Source organism: Argonema antarcticum A004/B2, assembly GCF_023333585.1.
In the GTDB taxonomy this organism is placed as follows: Bacteria; Cyanobacteriota; Cyanobacteriia; order Cyanobacteriales; family Aerosakkonemataceae; genus Argonema; species Argonema antarcticum.
In genome coordinates, this window is record NZ_JAIQZN010000014.1 from 48,333 (window position 1) to 73,319 (window position 24,987).

Consider the following 24,987-nt stretch of genomic DNA (forward strand, 5'->3'; position numbering starts at 1 on the left):
ACTAAGCTATAAGGAAAGGCGATCGCACTTATCAAGCAAGAAAGTGTGGAAAAGATGGATATTCTCTTGACCACTTCAGCCCCAAATCTTTAATTCTTTGATGTCCATAGGCTTCAGTTCCATAACCAAAGTTAACAGGCATCAGTTTTTCCGATAAAACATACACAACATTTAAGCTACATAAGTTTGATGCCTTATGTAAATCAAATACAACTGGGTCGAAGTGAGATACTAGCTCATTAAGCTTGATTTCTTTAACAAAAGGTTCTTTATTAGGTGATGAGATTAACCATTCAACTTCTTGAAGACTTTCAGCATAGAAATATAACAAACCGTGTTGAACAGGTGTTTCAACTGTTTGTGGCAAAATAGCTTGACGTTTACAATTGCGCCAAGACATTAAACCAAACTCTGCTTCATTAAAAGCTTTCTCAATACACTTTGATAAAGAAAAATGGGCTGCTCCTCCACAAACAAAACTTGGATAGCTAGATTCAGACCAGAAAACTACAAACACAACGGGTACGCTATCAAGCGTAAAATCTAATAACTTGACAGACCAACTTTGTTTATTCCAGTGTGAAATACGTTTTTGGATAGATTCATTTACATAAGATTCTGGAATAGAATATATATCTCTCTTAGCATACCAAGTGACACACAACGCATCTCTTTCGATTAATTCAAGAAGCCCATTTTGCACAGCCAAGTCGTATTCAAAGTGAGCAGCTACCCCATTAGAACTTGCAAAATAAATTCTTTTTCTACCTAAATAACTCTCGTTCATTGGATAGAAGACATTATCTATAGTTGCATAAATTGGTTCTCCATTCGTTATTCGTTTGCCTTTAACCCATTGCCAAATGTTATCTCTGCTGAATGGCTGTAAGGCATCTAATCTTGAGTAAATTTCTGGATGAAAAGATGCAAATGTATCAGGATTAATCCATTTGGCATCTAATTCATCTAATCTAGCAATCTTATCTATACGAACTATACTACTTTGATATCTTTCAAAGCCTTCTGCAAGAACCTTAATAATTACACCGTCTATGGAATAATCTGTCGCAAATGAGTAGCTATCATCATCAGAGTCAAGAGTTACTGAACCATATCTATATTTTGCTCGTGCGAACCATAGGGGCATTTCGTATCCATCTTGAACTAATTCAGATACTTCAAACCATTCTATAGGTTTTCCTTCACCAACAATATCATGCTGAAGTTGCCAGGATTGATCGCGCTCAAGATAAACTGAGCCAAGTAAATTACCATCAGCAAGAGGATCGGTTACACCAATAAATAAGCTTATCAATGCCTGTTCATGGGGCTGAAGTTGTATGATTGTGTTTAATTTTTGATTGGAAAATCCACCATATTCCCATACTCCCAATGAATTTTCTATAGTAAATAAAATTCCATTCTGGGCAGCGTGTCCAGCTTCAAGTAAAGTATATAAATATCCCCTATTAGAGTATTTTTCGGGATGAACATCAATATCTGCTGAAATTATAATAATTATTGAGGCTGTTTCGATGGCTAAACGACAGTCAAATATTTTAAAAAGAAGCTCTTCTGGAAAATCAGAATGAATATTCTCCAAAACATGATTTTGGGGATGATACTTAAAGACTCCAACTTCTAGTTCAAGGTTAGGATCAAGAACTAATAGGTAGAGGGTCAGAGGATATAAACCTCCAGCCGATGGGGTAGATCTATTACCGTCAGTAGATACTATGGCTTGCAAAAGACCGCCAATTAGATTAGTGTTAATTCTTTGCCGCTTAAAGTCTCTTATTGTCTTTCGATGCTTACATAAATGTAGTAAGTTACTAGAGACTGTATCTAAACTGGTAATTCTATCTTTTGGGATAGTATATTCAAGTCTATGTCGATTGCTTAATTCAGAAATTTGACTGGGACTGAGGCATTGATAGAATGGTTGAGGATTTGAAGCTAAACGATCAAAAATTTTATAGAGTTTACGCCCATCCAAGATAATCTCTTGTTGCTCTAAAACTTTCAATATTTCATCAATTTGTTGATCTGTTAAGTTAGTTTTAAGCCGTTGTTTGATCCATCCAATGGTGTTTTTACCATTACAAAATGATAAAACCTGTTGAATTTTTTCAACTTCCTTGGTAAAAACAATTTGTCCATCAATTCCCAGAAAAGCCAGGTTTCCGTCTTCGTTGATAAAGCCGTAACAGGTTGCTCGTGGTTTAAAGCTATCTTTCATTTTTTAATCTCCTAAAAACTTAGAGATTGAGCTTGGTTTTCTTGCTTATAAGAGAGGTAAATAGAAAATAAATAATAGGAAATTTTATAATAAACACCAAGACAACCCACAAGATATAAAGCTTTTGGCTTGCGGGTTGTGTGTAAGAGTTGAGCTATATTAACGGCTTGATTTATTTCCTCCTGAGCAACCCCCACTAGAATTTCCACCACCAGATTGACCAGAAGCAGAACCACCGCCACCGCCACCAGAACCGCCACCAGAACCGCCACCAGAACCACCACCAGAACCACCACCAGAACCGCCACCAGAACCACCACCGGAACCACCACCAGAACCACCAGATGCGTAAGGAATGAAAACGAATTCTAAAGACATAATTTTTTTGTGTGTGAGTGTAATACTTCTCCCATCATCCTTAATAAATTATCGATTTGCCAAGCCCAAAAATGTCCTATTTCGTCGGCAACTTTCCCCGACTTTCACTCTCTTTAAATCTAGTTATGTACTAAAATATCTCAAAATGTACTAAAATGTCTAAGACTGTGCCATACTACACAAAAGTATTTCAGGCTTTTGAGCAGATGAATCTTAAAGAAATGTTAAACCTCGCCGATAAAATAGTCTTCGAGAAAACGGGTCAGCATCTTGACGATTTACAAGAAGCTGTAGTGCGCGGAACTCTACAACATGAGACATATAAGCAAATAGCAAAAGATTTTGACTGTTCTGAAAGCCGTGTTAGGAATGTAGCTTCACAATTCTGGCAGATACTTTCAGACGAGTTAGGAGAAAATATTAATAAAAAGAATTTTCGCTCGACAATTCAGAGGTTCCAAGTCTCTAACGTTTCAAACTTTGCAAAAAACGTCGATGAGTTTGAGTACGTGCTTTGGCGCAGTCTAGACGCATCATCCACTCTAGCTAAATTTGAAGCTAACTCGATCCAGTTTTTCTCGCAGTCAGAAAAGCAAGATTCGCCTGCAACGAACCCAAAAACCTTACCGTTGATTAAATATTTCCAAAAACATCGCTGTTTAGTCGTCTTAGATGACATTCACAACCTTTTCAGTAGCGGCGAATTGGCAGGGAAGTATAAACCAGGATACGAAGAATATCGCTCCTTTTTCAAACAGATAGAAACATTATCTCATCAAAGTTGCTTTCTGTTAATCGGTTGGGAACAACCAAGAGAAGTGACTCAAGTAAAAAACCAAAATACTCCCATTCGTACCTTACAACTCACTGGTTTAGATATTGCAGCGGGACGGGAAATACTGAGAGATTACGGGGTAGCAGAAATCGAGAATTACTCAGCACTCATTAACCGTTACCAAGGCAACCCCTTATGGTTAAAAAGCGTCGCCACTCTGATTCAAGAGTTGGGAGGATGCGGCACTGAGTTATTACTAGATGATCCCATATTGTTGCCAGAAGATTTGAAAGATGTTTTAGAGCAGCAGTTTAGTCGCCTATCCGAAATAGAAAAACAAGTTATCTCCTTGTTGGCTAAAGAAAGCGATGCAATCAACCTGGTAAAATTGCTAGAAAATGGCAGAATTCCGCCGTCATATTTACTAAAAGCGCTCCAATCTTTATCGCGGCGCTGCTTGATAGAACAACAAGGAACTTTTTATACTCTGCCACCTGTACTGAGGGAGTATAGTTATGGCTTGGAGTAACGCAAGTTGTTAGTTATATAGTAATTTACCTGAAAAATTATTACCCAAAAATCAGCAAACTCATGTTTCCCAAGCAGAAGCATTAGAATGGTTTGTCAAAGTGTGCGAGCCTATAAATGAGCATTTACAAAACCATGATTATTTAGTTGAAAATCGGTTCACAACAGCAGATGTGGTGACAGGTGGGGTGTTACTCTGGGCATTAAAATTAGGAATGATGAAAGACGAAAGCCCCGCCAAAGCTTATTTGACAAAGCTGATGGAGCGTCCGGCTTTTCAGAGGGCAGACGAGCCTTTATATGCCCCATTAGCCTATTAACATGAATATTTTTTGACCTTAGTAGTTGACTTTATCTATAAAATACTATAGTATTCAATGATGACACACACAGTTATCGATTTATTTGCAGGCGCAGGCGGCTTGACTACAGGTTTTCATTTAGCAGGCTTCAAGTCTCTTTGCGCCATTGACATAAACATGAAGGCTTTGGCGACATATAAGCACAATTCCCCTACTACAGAAGTCGTCAATAATGATATTCGTAGAGTCGAGCCTTCAGAGCTTCGATCGCAACTTGGTTTACCGAAAGAAACTCTAACAGCATTAATTGGTGGGCCTCCATGTCAAGGATTCTCACGCAATATTCCGGCTGAGTATCGATATCTGAACGATCCTCGCAATCGGTTATATCAAACTTTTCTGGAGTTTGTCAAAGAATTCAGACCCTTATATGTTGTGATGGAAAATGTACCTGAAATATTGAAAGCGTACAATGGCGTAGTCAGAGATGAGATAATAGAAAAACTAGAGTTGCTCGGATACAAAGTTAGATCTGTATCGTTAAATTCTGCCCACTACGGAGTACCGCAAACGAGAGCTAGAGCTTTTTTTATTGCTAGTTTAGATCGCTGTGGTAGCAATAATACTTTGCCTCAATCTTTCAATCTCTTCGTCTGTCAGCACTTAATGCTTCCTCAACTGCTTGCAAAAATTCGCTCATTGTCACGCCTAACGCAGTAGTAATATGACTGAGAACTCTCACTGATGGGCTTTTCAGTCCGCGTTCTAACTGGCTGATGTAAGTTCTGTGCAGACCTGAAATTTCTGCCAGATATTCCTGAGACCAACCCTTTTCTGTACGACGGTGTTGTATCTCTAGCCCTAAAAATCGATCTAACTTGTTCAATTGCATGAAAAACAAGTTAGAGCTTTGAATACAAAAGTTCTACAGATTATAGTATTCAAAGCTATAAAGGAAAGTTTACCAGCCAAATGGGTAATTTCCAGGCTATGCTTATTGCCAGAACCGATCGCACCAGCCTATGTCAGACTCTCTAGATCGCTACTTCGCTTTAATCGACGAAATCGTGCAGATGACCCTCAAGGGCAAGATCCGCTCGAAACAGCAGGTTTATCAAATGCTGTTGCAAGGTGTCAGCGCCGGAGAAGGGGAAATTTTCGAGCGATGCTTGAGCTCGCGCATCACCACTACCCAGTCCGAGATAGACAATACTAAGGATGAATTCAAGCAAGCGAAAGCAACTCGGAGCTTGAGAGCGATCCAAACCATCCAAGGAGAATGGGAACGATATCAGGCGGAAAATCGCGGATCGAATGCTATTACAGCAGCGACGGATGCGATCGCCAACGCCGAAACTAACAACAGATTGCAAGCTTTGTTGCAGGCGATCGATCCCAATCAAGCTCAGGCTTTAAACTTAGACCAAGTACAGCAATTAGCAAAATCTATAACGCAACAAGCTCAAACAAGTTCCGATTCCGATCGCGCGATCGAACTTCAGCAATTATCAGAAGGCTTAACTGAAGGTTTGAAATCTTGGCAAAGATTGCAAGAACATTTAGTTAGTTGGATTTACGATCGAAATCGAGAAAAACTCGGATTTCAAGGCTCTCCCGAAGAAAATGGCCCTTGGGCATTATGGGCAAAGCAAGTGAATAGCCCCTTTCCAAAAGCACTGTTCCAAACTTTAGCACTCAATCAGTCGATCGTCGAACTCGCTGCAAAACAACATTTACAACTAAATGAATTAGTGGAACTTGCTGTTATTTTACAGTGCTTGCAACGAGGGCTAGTCAACTGGTTTGACAAACTCATTTATGATGCCAAAGTAGGAGCAAAACTTTCAATATCCACCTTTCTTACTTTTGCAGTCATTTGGTCGCAATTAGCCAGTGGCTTTAATCGGGCGGGAAATTCTATTTCTATCACTTCCCTAACTAACGCCTGTTTTCAAATAACGCTGCAAATTTTCCGCACATTTACCATACAGAAATACTTTCCCCTCTACGGCGGTATTTTTGCTTCATTCAGCGGGGATTATCTCCGTTCTGCTCTGAATTATCTCGATGAACCACTTCGATATGTTGAAGGAACCCAAGAAAAGGCTCGCATTTTAACATTGCTGGGCTATTCAATGGGAGCAGTAGGGGAATATCAGCAGGCGCAGTCATTCCATCAGCAAGCTTTGGAGATAGCCCGAACTGCGGGGGATATTCCTTGTGAAATTGCCAATCTCAATCACATCAGCCGCATCTGCGTAGCGCAGAAAAATTATACCGAAGCCATTAATTACAGTCAACGAGCATTAATTTTGAGTCGCCAAACCGGAGAACGTTTAGGAGAAGCAAACGCCCTGGCAAATTTGGGCTACAGCGAAGTCCTGCAAGCCCAACAATTGGAACGGGTGGAACCGGAGGTTTACGAGACAGCTATTAATTATCTCCAACAAGGATTGCAGATCTCAGAGCGATTAAGCGATGGTTATGGAATACAATACGTCTTACAGCAAAGTAAATCTCTCTGTTACAGCAGTCTCGGTATTGCATATATTGTTTTATCTCAACCGCAAGTTGCTATTCCATACTTAGAATTTGGTTTGCAAGCTGCCCAAATGTCCGGCGATTTGTATCTTCAAGGGCTAAATTTAGTTTATTTAGCTGAAGCTAATTATAGCTTGCAACAAATAGAAAAAGCTATCTATACAGGTAGTTTGGGGATGTATATTTTGGAGCAGATTTATTCTCCTCAGTGGCGTCAAACGGCGGGGTTGCTGACGATTTTGCAAGGACAGATAGGAAAAGAAGCTTTTCAGAATGTCCTGAATAAATATCGCTCTAAGATTATTCCCCTGATTGGGGTGGATGGATATGACTACATCCCGGAATTACTGGTAAAATACCAGAATGAATAGTCAGCGATCGTTGAGTCACGAATGACTAATGAGATCGTGTCCGGTAGCATCGGTTACCTAAAAAATTCTGTTCTTATTCTTATCTGCGTTTATCTGCGTTCATCTGCCTACATCTGCGGTAAAAATTTAACCAATGATAAAAACAGAAAATTTGACGAGATCGCTAATGTACTAACAATGCAAGCGGACAAGATATGAGTAATGACAAACTAGCAATTGCCCTAAAACATCATCAGGCTGGACGTTTAATAGAAGCTGAAGAAATCTACCGCGAAATTCTGCAAGTTAAACCCGATCGGGCCGATATTCACAACAACTTGGGGGTTGTTCTTCAGGCGCAGAGGAAGTTAGAGGATGCGATCGCATCTTACCAGCAAGCTGTAACCTTGAATCCCAGCAATGCCGAAGCCTACAACAATCTGGGGTATGCTTTTGAGGAACAAGGGAAGGTAGAAGAGGCGATCGCATCCTACCAGCAGTCTATAGCCGCAAATCCCCACAATGCCGAAGCTCACTACAACCTGGGTAATATTTTCGACGCAGCGGGTAAACTAGAGGAAGCGATCGCATCTTACCAGCAGGCTATAGCCTTAAATCCCGACTATGCAAATGCTCACTACAACTTAGGCGTTGCGCTTTGGAAACAGGACAAATTAGAAGATGCGATCGCATCTTACCAAAAAGCGCTTACCTTAAATCCCAACGATGCGGAAGCTCACAACAACCTGGGTAATGCACTTCAAGAACAAGGGAAATTAGAAGATGCGATCGCATCCTACCAAAAAGCGCTTACCTTAAATCCCAACTACGCACAAGCCTACAACAACCTGGGTAACGCACTACAGGAGGAGGGGAAATTAGAAGATGCGATCGCACACTATCAAAAAGCACTTGCCTTAAATCCTCACAACGCCGAAGCCCACAACAACCTGGGTAACGCTTTTGAGGAATGGGGAAAATTAGAAGATGCGATCGCTTACTACCAGCAGGCTCTTATCTTAAATCCCAACTATGCAAATGCTTACAACAACCTGGGCAACATTTTACTAGCTCAAGGAAAATTAGCCGAAGCCCAAACCCTCCTTCGCCAAGCCTTAATTCTTAAGCCCAACTTTGCAGAAGCTCACCAAAACCTGGCTATAAGCCTGCTATTAACTGGAGACTTCAAGAATGGATTTGCCGAATATGAGTGGCGCTGGCAAACTAAAGAATTCATCAGAAAATCTTTGCCATACCCCATCTGGGATGGTTCTTCTTTACAAGGAAAAACAATTCTGTTGGTTTGCGAACAAGGGTTTGGCGACAACATCCAGTTTATCCGCTACGCCCCCCTAATTGCACAACTCGGCTGTCGTGTTATTGTCGTATGTTATGAAGCATTGCTGCGACTGTTTAGCACCGTTGCTGGCATTGAACAGATAGTAACTACAGGAGCGATAGTTCAGTTTGAAATTCATGCCCCTCTGTTGAACTTACCCCACCTTTTCGGCACCACCCTGGAAACAATTCCCGCTTCCATACCCTACCTAGAAGCACAACAACCTTACCCCTTTACCCTGCAAGCACCACCCGAAACTTTGCTGAAAGTGGGTATAGTTTGGGCTGGTAGTTCCGCTCATAAAAATGACCGGAACCGTTCTTGCGAATTGAAACATTTTTTATCTCTTTTAGATATTCCACAGATTGCCTTTTACAGTTTGCAAAAAGAGCCAAAAGCTGCGGATTTGGCTAAAATTGGCATAGTAAAAGTGCAGGATTTGAGCGAAAAATTCAATGATTTTGCAGATACCGCCGCTGCTATAGCGCAACTCGATCTAATTATCAGTGTAGATACTGCGGTGGCTCATTTAGCCGGAGCTATGGGAAAACCAGTATGGGTTTTGCTAACTAAAATACCCGACTGGCGATGGATGCTTGAAGGAGAAGATAGCCCTTGGTATCCTACCATGCGCCTGTTCCGCCAGTCGCGTGAGGGAGATTGGGCAGAAATATTTGAGCGAGTGGCTGTTGCGCTCCAGAATTTGGTTGCCGAGTTACATAAAAATGATGAACAAGTGGGTTTAACAGATCGATATTCTCAGGAGAAACTTATAGAAACAATTAACCACGACGATAAAAACCTACTTTCTGCGGATGGTTTCAATCGTCTAAAGAAATGCCGTCACGGTGTGTTTCTTTACAACATAAACGACACCTATATTGGCAGACACCTCGACATTTATGGCGAGTACGGCGAAGCTGAAATCGAGTTATTTCAGCAAATTGTTAAAAACAATGATTTGGTAGTAGATGTCGGGGCAAATATTGGTATTCGTACTCTGTTTTTTGCTAGTGCAGTTGGATCTGCGGGAACAGTTATGGCGTTTGAACCGCAACGCATTATCTTTCAAAACCTCTGTGCTAATTTAGCACTTAACAGTGTAATCAATACCTATTCTTACAATGTAGCTGTTGGCGATGTAATTGGCTCAATAAAAGTGCCTGTCATCGACTATGACAGAGCGAATAATTTTGGCGATCGCATTGAAGGTGAGCTAGTCCAAGTAATAACGATCGACAGCCTAAATTTGCCCTACTGTCGCCTGATTAACCTGGATGTAGGAGGAATGGAATTGAAGGTTTTGCAAGGAGGAGCTAACACTATTATTAGATTGAAGCCGATTTTATATATTAAGAATGAAACCCAAGGAAATTTAACTTCTACAATTTCCTATCTTGACTCTTTGGAATACAAAATGTATTGGCATATCACTCCTTTTTATAACGCAAACAACTATTTGCAGAATCCAGAAAACCTTTTCGGAAATATTGTTTCCATGAATATGTTGTGTTTGCACACCAGCCTTGGTTTGACTGTTAGCGGAGTTGAACTAATCGAAGTTATCAGCTAGGAGAATTGCAATAAATCTACGATCGGAAGCAATACAGATGTTTTCAGTTGCATGAAGTACGAATTATTTTGGAAAAAGCTGTTGATACTATTGAGAATCATCTCGTCGAAATCAGCCATGATTTTATTAGTGGTAAAAAAAAATCCAAGATTTTGGACTTTTGCAAGAAGTCTAATTCTTGAATCTAAAATTCCCCATGCTCAGCGTCGCTTGTCTCACGGGTTAAGCAGAGGCGCTTGAGCAAATTCACCTTGTCCAGCGGACTCCAATAATTCTTTCCACTCAGCAGCCAGTTGCGAATCGTTAGGATTAGAAAGACGCAGATCGGCTAGAGTTGCGAGAGCTTCGTGCCACATTTTATACTGGCGATACAGCTTGACGCGATCGCGCGGTGTTGTGTTTTGTAGTTCGTTTTGGATAGACGATCGCAATTTTGTTCGCCAAATCCACCCATCTACATCAAGATCCCGATTTCGCTCTTCAGGATTGCAACGAATTACAAAAAACCAATGGTAGCTTTTTTTATCCTCTAGCTCTGGTGCATTAGCAGGAAGTTTAAAGCTGACAATACCAGGCCCGATCGGTAGTGTCAAATTTGTCCTATAAACATCTTTATCACTGTCATCCTTTAAAATAAATTCCCCCATTCGTGCAGAAGTTTGAGGAACATACACAAAGAAAGTCGGGCGTTCTTCCACTGTTAATGTCAAGTAAATGTATTTAGGATCTTTTGGATCTTTTGGGAGCAAAGCGGTTAAAGCCTGGTTAGGAAACTCTTTATCCTTGGGACATTTTTCTGGGGGACGGGTTGAGCCAGATTCCGTTCTAGTTGGGGCACCGATATCCGTTGGAGGTTCATATACGGATGTCTCGCCTACGTCCCAACTATTTTGGGTTGATGGAGTAACTTGAGACTGCGCCTGCGTTGGCGGGGGAGTAAAACTAAGTAACTCCAGAGTTAGGGTGAGTGTTAAAGTCGCAAAATGCAAGGAAGACTGCTGCCAAACCATAATATTTAACCTAATTCAACCTATACAATTTGACTTTCATACTTGTAATATCGTTTCCGGTTGAGGCGTTGACTTTGCCGTACCTATTGCGATCGCTTATCTGTTTTGATGGTTGGCAGAGGATAAGCTTTCGATTGGCCCTATGGCATCGACATTTGCTTTTTGAACTTAAAGTATAACTCTACTCAAGCCCAGTTGCGATCGCCGCAGGGACAGTCCTCAAATCCTGCTAGAGCTAACCCAACGCTAATAGTAGCGTAGAGCGCGTTGCCAAGAACCCTACAGGTAGTGTAAGGTTTGAGATCCCTGTCGCTCAAGTTATTACAGGGAAGTACAATCCTACAAATGCGTCCACCCAGTTTAGACCCCAAACACTTCCAAGAATTAGCGTGCAGCGGCATTGACTGTAAGCTGGCGGCGCTGAATTTCATTTCCCTGGAAGCTGATGCTGCCCTAGAGTATCTGTTAATCGCCTCTGCCATACCCAGCAATAATGCTGAGCGACAACACAGAAGGTGGCTGCGTAGCCAGACCTTTGTCGCTTCGGGAGGTTGGTGCTGTTCGGGACTAGACCCTCTCAACCATTGGCGCGAGATGAAGTGGGGGTGTTATAAGCCAAACCGTCCCAGGCTAAACAAAAAGGGCAAGCCGGTTAAGTACGAGCATCCACCCAAAACACCCACGCGGATTTTTTGTCTCAGGGTGCCGCTACATATATGGCAGCAGGTTTCCCGGCGCTACGGTGTTGCTATGCCAGAGAACATAGTTATTATCCAAACTGGAGAAGCGCTTGGGTTTTGGCAGTGGGTAGTGGAAGCGAAAATCCCTTTGATTATCTGCGAGGGAGCGAAGAAAGCAGCAGCTTTGTTGAGTGAAGGATATGCTGCTTTCGCATTACCCGGAATTACCAGCGGTTACCGGGTGATGAAGAACTTTCCAGGCAAAGTTATTTGCCGACAGTTAATCCCAGATCTTCTCCCATTTACTGAAAGCCCAAGTACATTTTATATTTGTTTTGACTATGAAACTAAGCCCAAAACGATCCAAGCGGTCAATAATGCGATCGCTCAATTAGGTAAACTCTTAGAAGAAAAAAGTTGCGCCGTCAAAGTAATCCGGTTGCCTGGATTAGAAAAAGGCGTTGATGAATTTATCGTTGCTCAAGGCGCTGCCGCATTCGAGTTGGTTTATCAAGCTAGCGCCGACTTAGAAACCGATATTGCCAAAACAAAACCCCACACAGAGCTAACATATCCTCAAGCATTATTGCTCAACTGTCCCTACCTAGAAAAACTGCCTTTTCCCACATCTGGATTGATTGGAGTCAAGTCTGCCAAAGGCACAGGAAAAACTACCGCACTCTTACCATTAGTAGAAGAAGCGAAAAAAAGAGGTCAGCCCATCTTATTGCTTACCCACAGAATACAGCTGGGGCAATTCTTGTGTGACAAGACCGGGGTGAAGTGGGGACTGGGGAGCAGAGGAGCGGGGGGGCAGAGGGAGAGAGGGAGAGAGGGAGAGCGGGAGAGCGGGAGAGCGGGGGAAGAGGAGCGGGAGAGCGGGAGAAGAGGAGCGGGAGAAAATGTACATAATAATTCCCCCCACTCCCCCACTCTCCCACTCTCCCCCTCCCGATCGTTGGGACTTTGTATTGATTCGATTTGGAAGCTGAAGCCGTCGGAATGGCAAGGTGCGATCGTCATTTTAGATGAAGTTGAGCAATGTTTGTGGCATCTCCTCAACAGCACTACTTGCAAAGAAAAACGAGTCTTAATTTTAAGAGTTTTTCAGCAACTAATTTCCACAGTATTGCAAACTGGCGGTTTAGTAATTGCCCAAGATGCTGACTTATCAGACCTTTCCTTAGACTACCTCAAAGGACTCTCTGGAATTCAGATTTCGCCGTGGGTAGTGGTGAATGAGTGGAAATGCGATCGCGGTTGGGATATTACTTTTTACGATACCCCAAATCCAACCCTGCTAATTCAGCAGTTGGAAGTTGACCTAATAGCCGGGAAAAAGTGCTATGTTACTACCGATAGCCGCTGCGGACGTTACAGTTGCCAAACCATAGACAGCTATATCAAACAGCGCTTAGAGCAATTGCTGCGTCAGTATCCCAAGACGCTAGTAGTCAGCAGTCAAACAACTAGCACACTCGGTCATAAAGCAGTTAATTTTGTAGAAAATATTAACCAAAAAGTTTTAGATTATGACGCGGTTTTTGTCACTCCCAGTTTGGGTACTGGAATCAGCATTGACGTGGAATATTTCGATCGCGTTTATGGCATCTTTATTGGCGTAATTCCAGACTGGGAAGCACGACAAGCCTTAGCCAGAGTACGTCCCAGCGTTCCCCGGATTGTCTGGTGTGCCAAACGGGGGATAGGTTCGATCGCTTGTGGCAGTAAAAATTATCGAGTTTTGTCGGAATGGTATCAGGAGAATCACACCGAAAATCTAGCTTTGATGAGTCCGCTGCATAAAGTAGATGTGGATTTACCTTTAGTTTACGATCTGATTCATCTCAGAATTTGGGCTAAATTTGCAGCTAGGGTAAATGCCTCAATCGTGCTGTATCGTCAATCAATGTTAGAAGGTTTGATGGATGAAAAGCATCAGGTAAATGTAATTAGCGATGTTCTGCCGAGGGATACGATTAGAGATATGCGAATGACATTGATAGGAACAACTGCTGCCGATCGCGAAATCCGAAATAATCTGGTACAACAAATAGTCAAAGTCCAAAAAGAATTTTCAGAACGCAGTCAAAAAGCTAAATCAATTAAAAATCAAATTAAAAAGATTCGCATTCAATCCGAGTTACAATCTGCCTCAGCAGTTGCCTATTCGCCAGATATCAGTCCCAAAGAATATGAGCGGCTGTCAGGAAAGCGATCGCTTACCGAATCCGATCGAAATCAAATCGATAAATATATCTTACAAAAGCGTTATGGGGTAGAAGTTACTCCTCAATTGAAACTGCGCGACAATCGCAAATATTATTCACAGTTGTTGTTGCACTACTATTTAACTGATGAGAGCGAATATTTCCGATTGCGAGATTTTCAAGAGTGGAACCAACAACTTTATAGAGGAGATGGTAAAGTTTTCTTACCAGACATCAAACTTTATACTTTAAAAGTTGAGGCGCTATTAGAGTTGGAAATACCGCACTTTATAGAACTAGATAGAGAATTTAGGGAAACAGACATTGATTTGATTCGACTCAGAGAAACAACGCTCCGATGCAGCAAGCAAATCAAAAGATCTACTGGTTTAACTATTCCTATAGAAACAGAACGCGCTCGCCTTACTTCTATAAAAATACTCAGCCAATTTCTCAGTTTGCTGGGATTAAAGCTGAAGCGCTTTAAGCTTACAGACAATCCCAATTCAAATTCAGATATCGTTTATAAAATTGCTTCGGAAACTTTTCATGATGGACGACAAGAAATTTTTGAACTTTGGCACGAACGAGATACATTAATTTTAGAAACTGCTAGCAATAAACGCTTTAATTTACTAGCTCACATTCCCTCTCCTCAACTGGCGGAATTGGTTTTTTCTTAACTCGCTCTGCTGTAGAAATGTTTGATTAAACGTTTCTACAATGTTTAAGCCCAAAATAAAAAGGGAGGTAATAAACAGTCTTTTTCCGAAGGGCTAGCAGCAGTCAATATGAGTGGCAAGTGGGGCTATATCAGTCGGTAAAATAGGGGAGATGGTGCGATCGATATTAATCTACAAAGCGACCTTGCGGGCAGTGATAGTTAGGTTCAATTAAGTTTTGCAGATGCTTGTATTCTTCTGGAGTATCAATATCAACTCTACCTTCTACAAAAGGAATTGAAAATACTTTATTTCTATAGTTTTTAATGACTTTTTTGGCACCTTCTGCACCTTTTAAGTTCATTAAATCAGGGAAAAAGCTGCTGCTAAATAAAGCGGGTACACCCAAAGTCCCCGCATATTCTGATGCAATAATTGGTTTTTCTGTGCTAAAATAAGTTTCAACCAATTGATTTACGAGTTGAGTTGATATAAAAGGTTGATCGCACAAAGTTATGACTACCGCTTCGGGTTTTTCAGAAACAGTATCTAGCGCTTGAATGCCAACCTGAATTGAGGAACTCATTCCCTGATTCCATCTTGTATTTTCTATTATTTGAATTGGATATTGGCTAATTTCCGGTCGAATTTGTTCGGCGTAAGCTCCTAAAACAACGATAATGGGATGACAGACGGAAGTAATAGCAACTTCTACTGTATGAGATAACAAGGTATGTTCCCGATAGGGTAATAGTTGTTTCGGTGTCCCCATGCGAGTAGACGATCCAGCAGCGAGAATTAGAATAGCAACAGTCATTCGATTTTAGATTTTATATTTAAAGGAAATCGCTAACATTTTGCTTGTTCGATCGTACTGTTTTTGCAAGTGAATAGGTGCTTTGCGGTTGCGTAAAAAGCCACCAGAACGATCTGCCATAACGGCTTTAATTTCTGCTATAATTGATAAGGCAATTTCTGGTGGCGTTTCAGCACCAATATCGAGTCCCACTGGAGCATACAGACGGTTAAGTTGTTCGGAATCTAGCACAAATCCTATTTGCTGTAAGTCTTGAAGTAATTTTTCGGTTCTGTTTCTCGCACCGAGAATGCCGATGTAAGGTAAGGGAGAGGGAATTAGGGTTTGTAAGATGTCGCGATCGCATAAATAATTATGGGTCATCACCACAGCAGCAGTGTGGCAGTCTAGAGTAAGGTGCGATCGCATCTCTTCTGGATGAGAGATCGCGATCGCATCTGCTTCCTGAAAGCGAGTGGATGTAGCATAAGCAGCTCGACGATCGATTACCGTTACATACCAACCTAACTCTTTTGCCAAACGCACAACGGGGATAGCATCGTCACCTGCACCAAAAACCACCAGGGATACAGGGGGTTGAATTACTTCAATCAACACTTCCGCTTCGCTGTTACTCCATTGGTAGGATTTGATTTGCGATGTTCTCCCATGCTTAAGTACTTGTCTGGCATTTTCAATTATCTTTTTAGCTAGTTCTGCATCTGCAACTCGATCGATCGGCGTATCGCTTTCAGTTAAGAAGATACGAGAGGTAATGCTGGCAAGAGTATCGCCAGAACTCTGAAATACAGTTGCCATAACTCCCCGTTGTCGCAAGCGGAGACAACAAGATAAAAATGCTAATTGTTCTATGTTGAACTGGGATTGAAGCGGTTCAATTAATACCTGGATGATGCCATTGCAACCCATTCCCAAACCCCAGAAAATATCCTCATCTGAGGTAGTGTCGTAGGTAACGACTGTGGGTATACCAGTAGCGAGGATTTTCTTGGCCCGATCGCAAACATCATCTTCCAGACATCCGCCGCTAATTGCACCTACTCTATAACCATCTTCGGTAATCAGCATTCTTGCACCGGGACGGCGATAAGCTGAACCTTTGACTTTAACAACGGTTGCAAGTACGGCATTTTTATGATTCCGCTGTACGTCTGCAAATGCGTCGATAATTGCCTGTAATTCATTCATAATTTTCTCATTGATAAATGTAAAAATGACCGTATTCCTTAAAACCTAGCCGTGAGTAGAGATTCTTACCGTCTTCTGATGCTTGTAAAGTCGCAGTCTGATAACCTTGTTTTTTGGCATCACAAAGTGCAGTTAAAGTCATCGCCGTGCCAAGTCCGCGTTTTCTATATTTTTCCAGAGTAACCACACCATAAATACCCGCCACTCCCGCGTCCAAAAATAATTCGCTAGTGGCGATCGGTTCGTTGTCTAAGTAACCGATATAGAAGAGAACCGGACTTTCTGAATCGAATGCTATTGCTGCTGCTTGTTGATAGAATTTGATAACAGAAGGATCTGGGGGATTCCAACAAGCAGCGATTATATGAGCATAATGTTCAAGATGTTCAAGTTTAGTGGCTTTTCGGATATTTAAATCTTTGAACAACAAATCATTTTCAGAAAGTAGGTTTAAATCCAGTGCCATACCTGCTGCTTGTTCAACTCGTTTTAATCCATGTTTTTCTAAATGTTCGGCTAGGTTAGCAGGTTGAGAATTAGGCCCAATCCACCAGGCGATCGGCAATTGTCGTTGCTGGAAATAATTGAGAGCAAAATCGATGCGAGAATCTACTTCTGATTCAGGGAAATTTGCCCGACACACATAGTTGAAAGTATCCGATGGTAGTCTTGAATCGATCAGTAACATATCCGGTTTATCGATAACTTCCATCGTGGATAGATGGCGGGCAAAGTAGGACTTATGTCCAAACATATTGAATTCGATCGCTCTAATTACTTCCGCTTCGGTATTTTGTCCAAGTTGAATTTTTGTCAAAATATTGTCCTTCCTACCTTACAGTAATTTGTCGGGTGTAATTGGCAGATCGCGAATGCGTTTGCCAGTGGCGTGATAAATAGCATTTGCTATTGCGGCGATAATGCCGGTTATGCCAACTTCACCAGCACCTTTTACGCCAATAGGATTTACGTGGGTATCTACTTCATCTATAAAATAGATATCAATTGGGGGAATATCGGCGTTGACGGGAAGGTGATACTCGGCTAAATTGTCATTCACAATTCGTCCCGTGTGCGGATCGGTGATGGTTTCTTCATGCAATGCCATACCGATGCCCATAATTGTGGCACCACTTATTTGCGATCGGGCCGTCTTTTCGTTTAAAATCCGTCCAGCAGCAAACGCCCCCACCACGCGGGTAAGACGCACCTCACCCAACTCAGGATCGACCCGCACCTCGACAAAATGCGCCCCGAAAGAACACTTGGCAAATTCCTCTTCTTCTTCTGGTTTGGCATCAAAGTTGGCATCAATATATTCGAGATTGTGGCGTGCCAAAACTGCCTGATAAGTTTCCCCTTTAGCTGAATTGTTCTTAACAAAAATGCGTTCTTGTGATGTTTCGATATCCGGTTCGGGAACTCCGTAAAGGGGGGAATTCGGGTCTTTTTGCGCCAACGCCACCACCTTAGCCCGGACTGCCTTTGCCGCGCCATGTACCGCAGTCCCGACACTAGCAGCAGTACCCGAACCGACAGTACCGGGCGATCGCGCTAATTCCGTATCCCCAAACTCAAACCGCACCTTCTCCACCGGCACACCCAACATATCTGCCGTCAGTTGCGCCATTACCGTTGCCGTTCCCGTGCCAATTTCCTGGGAACCACTTTGCACCACAACGCTGCCATCTGCAAAGATACGTGCAATAGCAGAAGCGGGAAAATGTTCCATCGGGAAACAAGCACTTGCCATACCCATACCAATCAGATAACGATCGTCTCGCATAGAACCCGGTTCTGGGGTACGGCGCGACCAACCAAATTTTTCTGCCGCCAATGCGTAACACTCTTTAAGCGATTTACTCGACCAGGGAACTTGCCGTGCGGGATGCACTTCAGCGTAATTGCGAAGTCGCAACTCGATCGGATCGAGCTTGAGGGCCCAGGCAAGTTCATCCATTGCCGATTCTAGGGCAAATGTCCCCACACTTTCTCCCGGTGCCCGCATAATGGTTGGCGTTCCCTTATTTAGTGGCACTACGCTTTGCGCTGTTCGCAGATTGGGAACGGCGTACATCGTGCGAGAGGTTGTGGTAAAGGTTTCCACAAATTCGTCAAATATGGAAGTTTGGGAGATGCCTTGATGAATCAGTGCTGTGAGGCGACCCTCTGGCGTTGCGCCTAATTTGATCTGCTGTTCGGTTTCGCTACGATGTCCGACAAGTCCGAACATTTGTTCGCGAGTGAGGACAATTTTTACCGGACGGCGAAACTGGCGTGCTGCGATCGCAGCTAAGGGAGTATGGGCCCACAGTCCGTATTTACAACCAAACGAACCACCGATAAACTTGCATAGCACGCGCACGTTTGCGTGCGGGATGCCCAACATCTTTGCCAATCCCTCACGCATACCGAAGATATACTGGGTGGAATCGTAAACGGTGAGGTTTTCTCCCTCCCAAACCGCTGCTGTGGCGTGGGGTTCCATCGGATTGTGATGTTCGGTGGGGGTGGTGTAGGTCGCTTCTATTTTTACCTCTGCTTTGGCAAATTCGGCATCCGCATCGCCTAGCGCGAATTCTACGGTGAATTCAACGAATTTTTCGATCGGATATGCCCGATCTCTTTCTTTTCCCATCTCGGTTAGAGGTGTTTCCACTACATAATCAACTTTGACGAGAGAAGCAGCGTAGGTAGCGCGTTCTAGAGTATCGGCGATCGCAACGCCAATTGCTTGACCGCTGTAGTAAATTGTGGAATTTTGCAAAGGTGCAAGTTTTTCTCCCGCCGCACCTTCGTGACCGAAGTTGGGACGGGCGTAGAGTTTGGGCGCATCCAGGTGGGTGATGATGCCAATTACGCCGGGGGATTTTTCGGCAACGCTGGTGTTGATGTGTTTGATGCGACCGCGTGCGATCGTGCTGGTAATTATGACACCATAAGCGATATTTTCGAGAGGAATTTCGCCAGAGTATTTGGCCTCACCAGTTACTTTTAGGCGACCGTCAACTCGATTTATGGGTTTGCCAATTGTTTTATTCATATCATGTCCTTACGCATCGGTTACTAAAAAATTCCTGTTCTTATTCTTATCTGTGTTCATCTGTGTTCATCTCTCTTCATCTGTGGTAAAAATTTAACCAACGATAATAACAGACAATTTGACGATATCAGATGTTTTTTTTTACGAACCACTAAGAAAAGAGAAAAGATTCGATCGATGTTTTAAGATTTCTCTGTTGCATTTATCAATGCCCGAACGATCGCACGTTTTGCCATTTCGACTTTAAATTGATTGTGTCGGTATGGTTTGGCCTCCCTGATGGTTGCTGTAGCAGCAGCTGCGAAGGTTTCTTCGGTGGGTTTGGCACCGACTAAAATATCTTCTGCGACGAATGCCCGCCAAGGTTTATGGGCAACTCCACCTAATGCTATTCTTGCTGCTTTAATTGTGCCATTCTCAATCTCAAGGGCAGCAGCAACGGAAACTAGGGCAAAAGCATAGGAAGCGCGATCTCTAACTTTGAGATAGTGATAGTTTTTGGCAAAGGGTGAGTTTGGTAAATCGATAGCTACGATTAGTTCATCTTGTTCTAGTACGGTATCTCTTTCTGGTATGTCTCCAGGTAAACGGTGAAAGTCTGCGATAGGAATAATGCGATCGCCATTTGAACCCGCAACGCGCACTTTAGCATCTAGCGCCGCCAGTCCCACGCACATATCCGAAGGATGGGTGGCGATGCACTTGTCGCTTGCCCCAAAGATAGCGTGAATGCGGTTATATCCCTCAATTGCGGCACAACCGGCACCGGGATCTCTTTTGTTGCAAGGTGCTGCAATATCCATAAAATAGTAGCAGCGCGTTCTCTGCATCAAATTGCCGCCGACTGTTGCCATATTGCGGAGTTGCGGCGATGCGCCTGCCAGGATAGCTTGGGAAAGGAGGGGGTAATGCGATCGCACTTCTGGATTATATGCTAAATCGCTATTCCTTGCTAACGCCCCTATTCGCAAACCATCGGAATTTATTTCAATTTCGGATAACGGTAATTGGGTAATATCAACAAGTCGATCGGGTTGCGCTACTTCTACTTTCATCAAATCGATTAAGTTCGTGCCACCCGCAATAAATTTTGCGCTTTGACGATCGGCAACTCCCTGAATAGCTGTGTTTTGATTGGTTGCACGCACGTAACTGAATGGTTTCATGGTTTAGATCGTGTTTGGTTGCATCGTTAGTACATGAATGATAAGCTGCTACGCATCTAATTTGATAGTCAGTTTTTCTGAACTTCTTGTGGGATGGGCAGGAAAATACAGATTTGGTTACAAATTTGGTTGCATTTGGCGAACCTCTTGAATAGCGGCAACAATACCGGGATAAGCGCTGCAACGACAGATATTCCCACTCATACACTCTTTGATTTCGGCATCGTCACTGGGGCATCCTTCAGCTAAAAGACCAACGGCGGACATAATTTGACCGGGGGTACAATATCCACACTGAAATCCATCGTGTTTAATGAAGGCAGCTTGCATTGGATGCAGTTCGTCACCTTTTGCCAGTTCTTCAATTGTGGTAATTTCAGTTTCTTGATACATGACGGCAAGTGTTAGGCAAGAGTTGATGCGCCGTCCATCAACTAACACTGTACAAGCGCCACACTGACCGCGATCGCAACCTTTTTTAGTGCCAGTCAATCCAATTTTCTCTCGTAGCGCATCCAGTAATGTGACACGCGGGTCAATTTGCAGGGTATGTTGAGTGCCGTTGACCTTCAAAAGCAAATTCAAGTTGTCGGAATTGACCATAATAAATGCGATCGACCTCCATAGTAACAAAAGAAAAATAAAACTTAGGGTGTCGGCAAGACACCCTACATCTATTAGTTAAAACTCAAGTAACCGCTGTAGTTGAATCTCCACCCTATCTGGGCGATTGTTAAGTTCGTAGCCCAAATCGTAGATCGTTTTCTCCAACAAATACCCATCCAGCAAAACTTGCAGTTCTTGCTTATTCTTTGGTAAGAAGCTATCTTTCCCTGCAACTTCTAGATAGGAATTAAGAAAAGCAGCACTCACCCATTTGTACCAAAATGTACTCCAAGCTGTCATGACGGGAAGATTGTCAAGGCGAATCGTACCGCTTTCTATTTCGCTGCGGAGTGCAATGTTAGCAGCATGATAGAAAGATTGCAGCATTCCAGCTACATCTCGTAGGGCCGATCGCTTCATGCGTCGTTCGCTTAAAGTGCGAGTCGGATCGCCTTCAAAATCAATGATAATGAAGTCATTACCCGTGTAAAGCACTTGTCCTAAATGATAATCTTCATGATAGCGGGTACGCATCGCCGTAATCTTTTCATTCAGGATTAACTGGAATCGTCCCAGAAATTCTTCTTGGCGATTGAGGACAAGATGCCCCAATTTTTGGGTGTCGGGTGGTAAAGATTTCAATTGTTTTTTCAACAACAAAAATACTTGTCCAGTCAGGTTGCGTGCATACTGGTAGATAGAACGCTGGTAAAATGTTGAGAAGGGTTCTGGGGCAAAGTTGGGATTTTCTCGATCGGAAGCTAAAGCAACATGAAGTTCGGCGGTAGACTGACCCAAAAGTTGCGCTAAAGCTAAGTAGGAACCGATCGTTTGGTTTGCTAATGGGGGAATATCCGTTCCCTGTAAATCTAACAGGGAAACTGCGGGAATGGGTACTTCGGTAATTTCTGTTTGCTGGGTAGTAATGCGATCGAAGTAGTCGCGCAGACTATCGAGGGTATAGTCCCAGCTATTCCGGGCATCTTGGACATATTCTTGCAATATCGCCACTGTAATTGCTTCGGTTTTTGAGCGACGATACTCCAGATATCCGGTGATAGGGGTAAAGTGTTTCAAAAGTTTTTTGTCACCCAGGAAGCGCCGGATCTCCAGATCTGGGTTAACGCCTTCCTCAACTTTGCGGAAGAGTTTGAGGATAAAGCGATCGCCATAAACTACAGAAGTATTCCTATGTTCTCCTCGCATAAGATTTGTTTCGAGGTGAATATTTAAAGCTTCTGGAGGAAATAGATCGGTTGTAGTCGCAACCAGTTCTCCTACCATTCCCCGGTAGGAACTATTGTGGACAATTCCAGTCAGCAGGGAGGTAAGAAAATTCTTGTCCGCTATAGCATCGAATAATACCCCAATTTCATCTTTTCCTTGCACCTGAAGACGTGCGATCGCACAGGCGCTGCTGTCCGCCAAAAAATGTATTGCTGACTCGCCCTCTGCGTAAGATAGGAAGAGTTGATAAGTTTGGGGTTCTCCTTGGATATACTCGACCCGCAACAGAATTATCCTAGCTTCTTTATCTTTATAGGATATCGGGATCGCTTCCACGATATTTGCATTAGAAATAGTTCTGTCTTTGTGGGCGAACCAGGAACAGGTATACAGATAATCCGACAGAATAGACTCCAGAGTCGCTTTCAATTCTGGTTGGGAAAAAACATTTTGCCACTTGCCGCTGACAGCTAAAGTCGGTAACTGTGTTTGCGGTTTCGGCATCTGGTTTAAGCTGGGTTGAGGTTTGAGAGTAAACCAATAAAATGCGTAGGGACTAATGCTGATGAAGTAGGGCGAATCGCCGATGGTTGGGAACTGAGTGCGACCAAAAATTTCTACTGGCATTACGCCTTTGAAGGGTGATAAATCAAGTTCCACTGTTTGCACAAAGCGCGATAAATTCGCCACCACTAAGATGCGTTCGTCACCGTAAGTGCGGATGAAGGCAAGCACTTTGCGGTTTTCTGGATGCAGGAATTCAAAAGTTCCTTTACCGAATGCTTGGAAACGCTTGCGGGTTGCCATCAGGCGTCTCATGAAATGCCAGAGAGAATTGGGGTTACTCCGTTGTGCCTCTACGTTGATTGCTTCGTAGTGATATTCTGACTCAACGATGATGGGTAAATACAATTTCTGGGGATTGGCGCGACTGAAACCGGCGTTGCGATCGCCAGTCCACTGCATGGGGGTGCGAACGCCGTTGCGATCGCCTACATAAACGTTATCTCCCATGCCAATTTCATCCCCGTAGTAGAGGACGGGAGTTCCAGGGAGTGACAGCAGCAAGCTATTGAGTAATTCGATCTGACGGCGATCGTTACTCAACAGAGGTGCCAATCGGCGGCGAATGCCCAAATTTATTCTCATTTCGGTATCTTGGGCATAAACGCGATACATATAGTCCCGATCTTCGTCTGTCACCATTTCCAGGGTGAGTTCGTCGTGATTGCGAAGAAATAATGCCCACTGACAATTATCGGGAATGGTAGGAGTTTGTTTGAGAATGTCGATAATCGGAAAGCTATCTTCCATCCGCAGTGACATGAACAAGCGCGGCATGAGGGGAAAATGGAAGTTCATGTGACACTCATCACCATCCCCGTAATATTGTGCCGCATCTTCAGGCCATTGATTCGCCTCAGCTAGCAACATCCGGTGAGGGTATTTGGCGTCTGTGCGCGATCGCAGTTGCTTCAGAAAATGATGAGTTTCTGCCAGATTTTCGCAGTTAGTTCCCTCCCGTTCGTACAGATAAGGAACCGCATCCATACGTAACCCATCTACCCCCATATCCAACCAGAAATCGAGAACTTCAAACACCGCCTCGCGTACAGATGGATTGTCATAATTTAGGTCTGGTTGATGGGAGTAGAAGCGATGCCAGTAATAAGCTTTTGCAACAGAATCCCAAGCCCAATTAGATGTTTCAAAATCTTTGAAAATTATCCTCGCTTCCTCATATTTTTCTGGGCGATCATTCCAAACGTAAAAATCTCGTTCCTTACTGCCCTTGGGTGCCCTACGCGCCCGCTGAAACCACGGATGCCGGTCAGAAGTATGGTTAATAATTAACTCAATAATTACGCGAATATCTCGTTGATGAGCTGCTGACAAAAACTCTTGAAAATCTGACAATGTGCCATAAATCGGGTTGACATTGGTGTAGTCTGCAATATCGTAGCCATCATCCCGTAACGGCGAAGGAAAGAAAGGCAGCAACCAGACTGCGGTGATTCCTAAATCTTGGAGATAATCCAGTTTTTCTGTCAGCCCCCGAAAGTCGCCAATGCCATCACCGTTACTATCGGCAAAGGCGCGAACAGGCACTTCATAAATGATGGCGTTCTTAAACCACAGGGGGTCGTCATTTAATGTTAAGTTCTGCATTTTCTCCACAGTCAATTTTGGATTTTAGATTTTAGATTTTGGATTTTAGATTTGAGTCTGTCACGCACGCTGGCTTAACTTTTATAGCCATAGTTTACCATTATCCTGACCTTTTGACTTATGATAAGCTGCGATCGCATCGGGCACATCTCACCAACGGTGGAAATTGTCTTTCCAAGTCCCG

At 43.1% G+C, this 24,987-nt stretch carries 16 protein-coding genes and 1 pseudogene; 6 read left to right on the plus strand and 11 right to left on the minus strand.

The window, feature by feature from the left end:
* Nucleotides 1-31: 31 nt before the first annotated feature.
* Both LAY57_RS08765 and LAY57_RS08770 read right to left on the minus strand, forming a co-directional pair.
* The gene (locus tag LAY57_RS08765) at nt 32-2,239 is read right to left on the minus strand and encodes a YcaO-like family protein (protein WP_249066027.1); all 2,208 of its coding nucleotides are present in this window, start codon (nt 2,237-2,239) and stop codon (nt 32-34) included.
* Between the two features lie 159 nt (nt 2,240-2,398).
* Nucleotides 2,399-2,617, minus strand: coding sequence for a hypothetical protein (locus LAY57_RS08770; protein WP_249066028.1), 219 nt, complete (start codon nt 2,615-2,617; stop codon nt 2,399-2,401).
* Nucleotides 2,618-2,823: 206 nt separating this feature from the next.
* Here LAY57_RS08770 and LAY57_RS08775 point away from each other — a divergent pair, with 206 nt between their 5' ends.
* From LAY57_RS08775 to LAY57_RS08785, 3 genes and pseudogenes are all read left to right on the plus strand, one after another.
* Nucleotides 2,824-3,921 carry a helix-turn-helix domain-containing protein gene (locus LAY57_RS08775; protein WP_249066071.1) on the plus strand — a complete coding sequence of 366 codons (1,098 nt, stop codon included), beginning with the start codon at nt 2,824-2,826 and terminating at the stop codon, nt 3,919-3,921.
* A gap of 82 nt (nt 3,922-4,003) precedes the next feature.
* Nucleotides 4,004-4,240: pseudogene (locus tag LAY57_RS08780) on the plus strand (glutathione S-transferase family protein); the annotation flags it as partial.
* 57 nt (nt 4,241-4,297) lie between these two features.
* Nucleotides 4,298-4,942, plus strand: coding sequence for a DNA cytosine methyltransferase (locus tag LAY57_RS08785; RefSeq protein WP_249066030.1), 645 nt, complete (start codon nt 4,298-4,300; stop codon nt 4,940-4,942).
* Here LAY57_RS08785 and LAY57_RS08790 read toward each other — a convergent pair.
* Nucleotides 4,863-5,114 carry a helix-turn-helix domain-containing protein gene (locus LAY57_RS08790; protein ID WP_249066031.1) on the minus strand — a complete coding sequence of 84 codons (252 nt, stop codon included), beginning with the start codon at nt 5,112-5,114 and terminating at the stop codon, nt 4,863-4,865. The two genes, LAY57_RS08785 and LAY57_RS08790, sit on opposite strands and share 80 nt — an antisense overlap.
* 130 nt (nt 5,115-5,244) lie before the next feature.
* On the opposite strand from LAY57_RS08790, the gene LAY57_RS08795 reads away from it, so the two are divergent.
* Together LAY57_RS08795 and LAY57_RS08800 are read left to right on the plus strand one after the other, a co-directional pair.
* Entirely contained in the window at nt 5,245-7,134 is a 1,890-nt protein-coding gene (locus tag LAY57_RS08795) for a tetratricopeptide repeat protein (RefSeq protein WP_249066032.1), read from the plus strand.
* A 194-nt stretch (nt 7,135-7,328) separates the two neighbouring features.
* On the plus strand, nt 7,329-10,025 hold the full coding sequence (locus LAY57_RS08800; protein ID WP_249066033.1) for an FkbM family methyltransferase: 2,697 nt from the start codon (nt 7,329-7,331) through the stop codon (nt 10,023-10,025).
* A gap of 215 nt (nt 10,026-10,240) precedes the next feature.
* Here LAY57_RS08800 and LAY57_RS08805 read toward each other — a convergent pair whose 3' ends face one another.
* Nucleotides 10,241-11,035, minus strand: coding sequence for a DUF928 domain-containing protein (locus tag LAY57_RS08805; RefSeq protein ID WP_249066034.1), 795 nt, complete (start codon nt 11,033-11,035; stop codon nt 10,241-10,243).
* Between the two features lie 345 nt (nt 11,036-11,380).
* Between LAY57_RS08805 and LAY57_RS08810 the strand changes: the two genes are divergently transcribed.
* On the plus strand, nt 11,381-14,608 hold the full coding sequence (locus tag LAY57_RS08810; protein WP_249066035.1) for a plasmid replication protein, CyRepA1 family: 3,228 nt from the start codon (nt 11,381-11,383) through the stop codon (nt 14,606-14,608).
* Nucleotides 14,609-14,774: 166 nt separating this feature from the next.
* Here LAY57_RS08810 and LAY57_RS08815 read toward each other — a convergent pair whose 3' ends face one another.
* The 7 genes from LAY57_RS08815 to treS all read right to left on the minus strand — a co-directional run bounded on the left by LAY57_RS08815 (nt 14,775) and on the right by treS (nt 24,803).
* A complete protein-coding gene (locus tag LAY57_RS08815) occupies nt 14,775-15,404 on the minus strand; it encodes a nucleotidyltransferase family protein (protein ID WP_249066036.1) in 630 nt (209 codons plus the stop codon).
* A gap of 6 nt (nt 15,405-15,410) precedes the next feature.
* On the minus strand, nt 15,411-16,592 hold the full coding sequence (locus LAY57_RS08820; RefSeq protein WP_249066037.1) for an XdhC family protein: 1,182 nt from the start codon (nt 16,590-16,592) through the stop codon (nt 15,411-15,413).
* Nucleotides 16,593-16,599: 7 nt separating this feature from the next.
* Nucleotides 16,600-17,409: a GNAT family N-acetyltransferase gene (locus LAY57_RS08825; protein ID WP_249066038.1), complete on the minus strand. Its 810-nt coding sequence runs from the start codon at nt 17,407-17,409 to the stop codon at nt 16,600-16,602.
* Nucleotides 17,410-17,427: 18 nt separating this feature from the next.
* The gene (locus LAY57_RS08830; protein ID WP_249066039.1) at nt 17,428-19,635 is read right to left on the minus strand and encodes a xanthine dehydrogenase family protein molybdopterin-binding subunit; all 2,208 of its coding nucleotides are present in this window, start codon (nt 19,633-19,635) and stop codon (nt 17,428-17,430) included.
* A gap of 182 nt (nt 19,636-19,817) precedes the next feature.
* Nucleotides 19,818-20,801, minus strand: a complete 984-nt coding sequence (locus tag LAY57_RS08835; RefSeq protein ID WP_249066040.1) for an FAD binding domain-containing protein — start codon at nt 20,799-20,801, stop codon at nt 19,818-19,820.
* Nucleotides 20,802-20,918: 117 nt separating this feature from the next.
* Nucleotides 20,919-21,404, minus strand: a complete 486-nt coding sequence (locus LAY57_RS08840) for a (2Fe-2S)-binding protein (RefSeq protein WP_249066041.1) — start codon at nt 21,402-21,404, stop codon at nt 20,919-20,921.
* A 78-nt stretch (nt 21,405-21,482) separates the two neighbouring features.
* Nucleotides 21,483-24,803 (minus strand): maltose alpha-D-glucosyltransferase, encoded by a 3,321-nt coding sequence (treS, locus tag LAY57_RS08845; RefSeq protein WP_249066042.1) that lies wholly within the window; start codon nt 24,801-24,803, stop codon nt 21,483-21,485.
* Between the last annotated feature and the right edge of the window lie 184 nt (nt 24,804-24,987).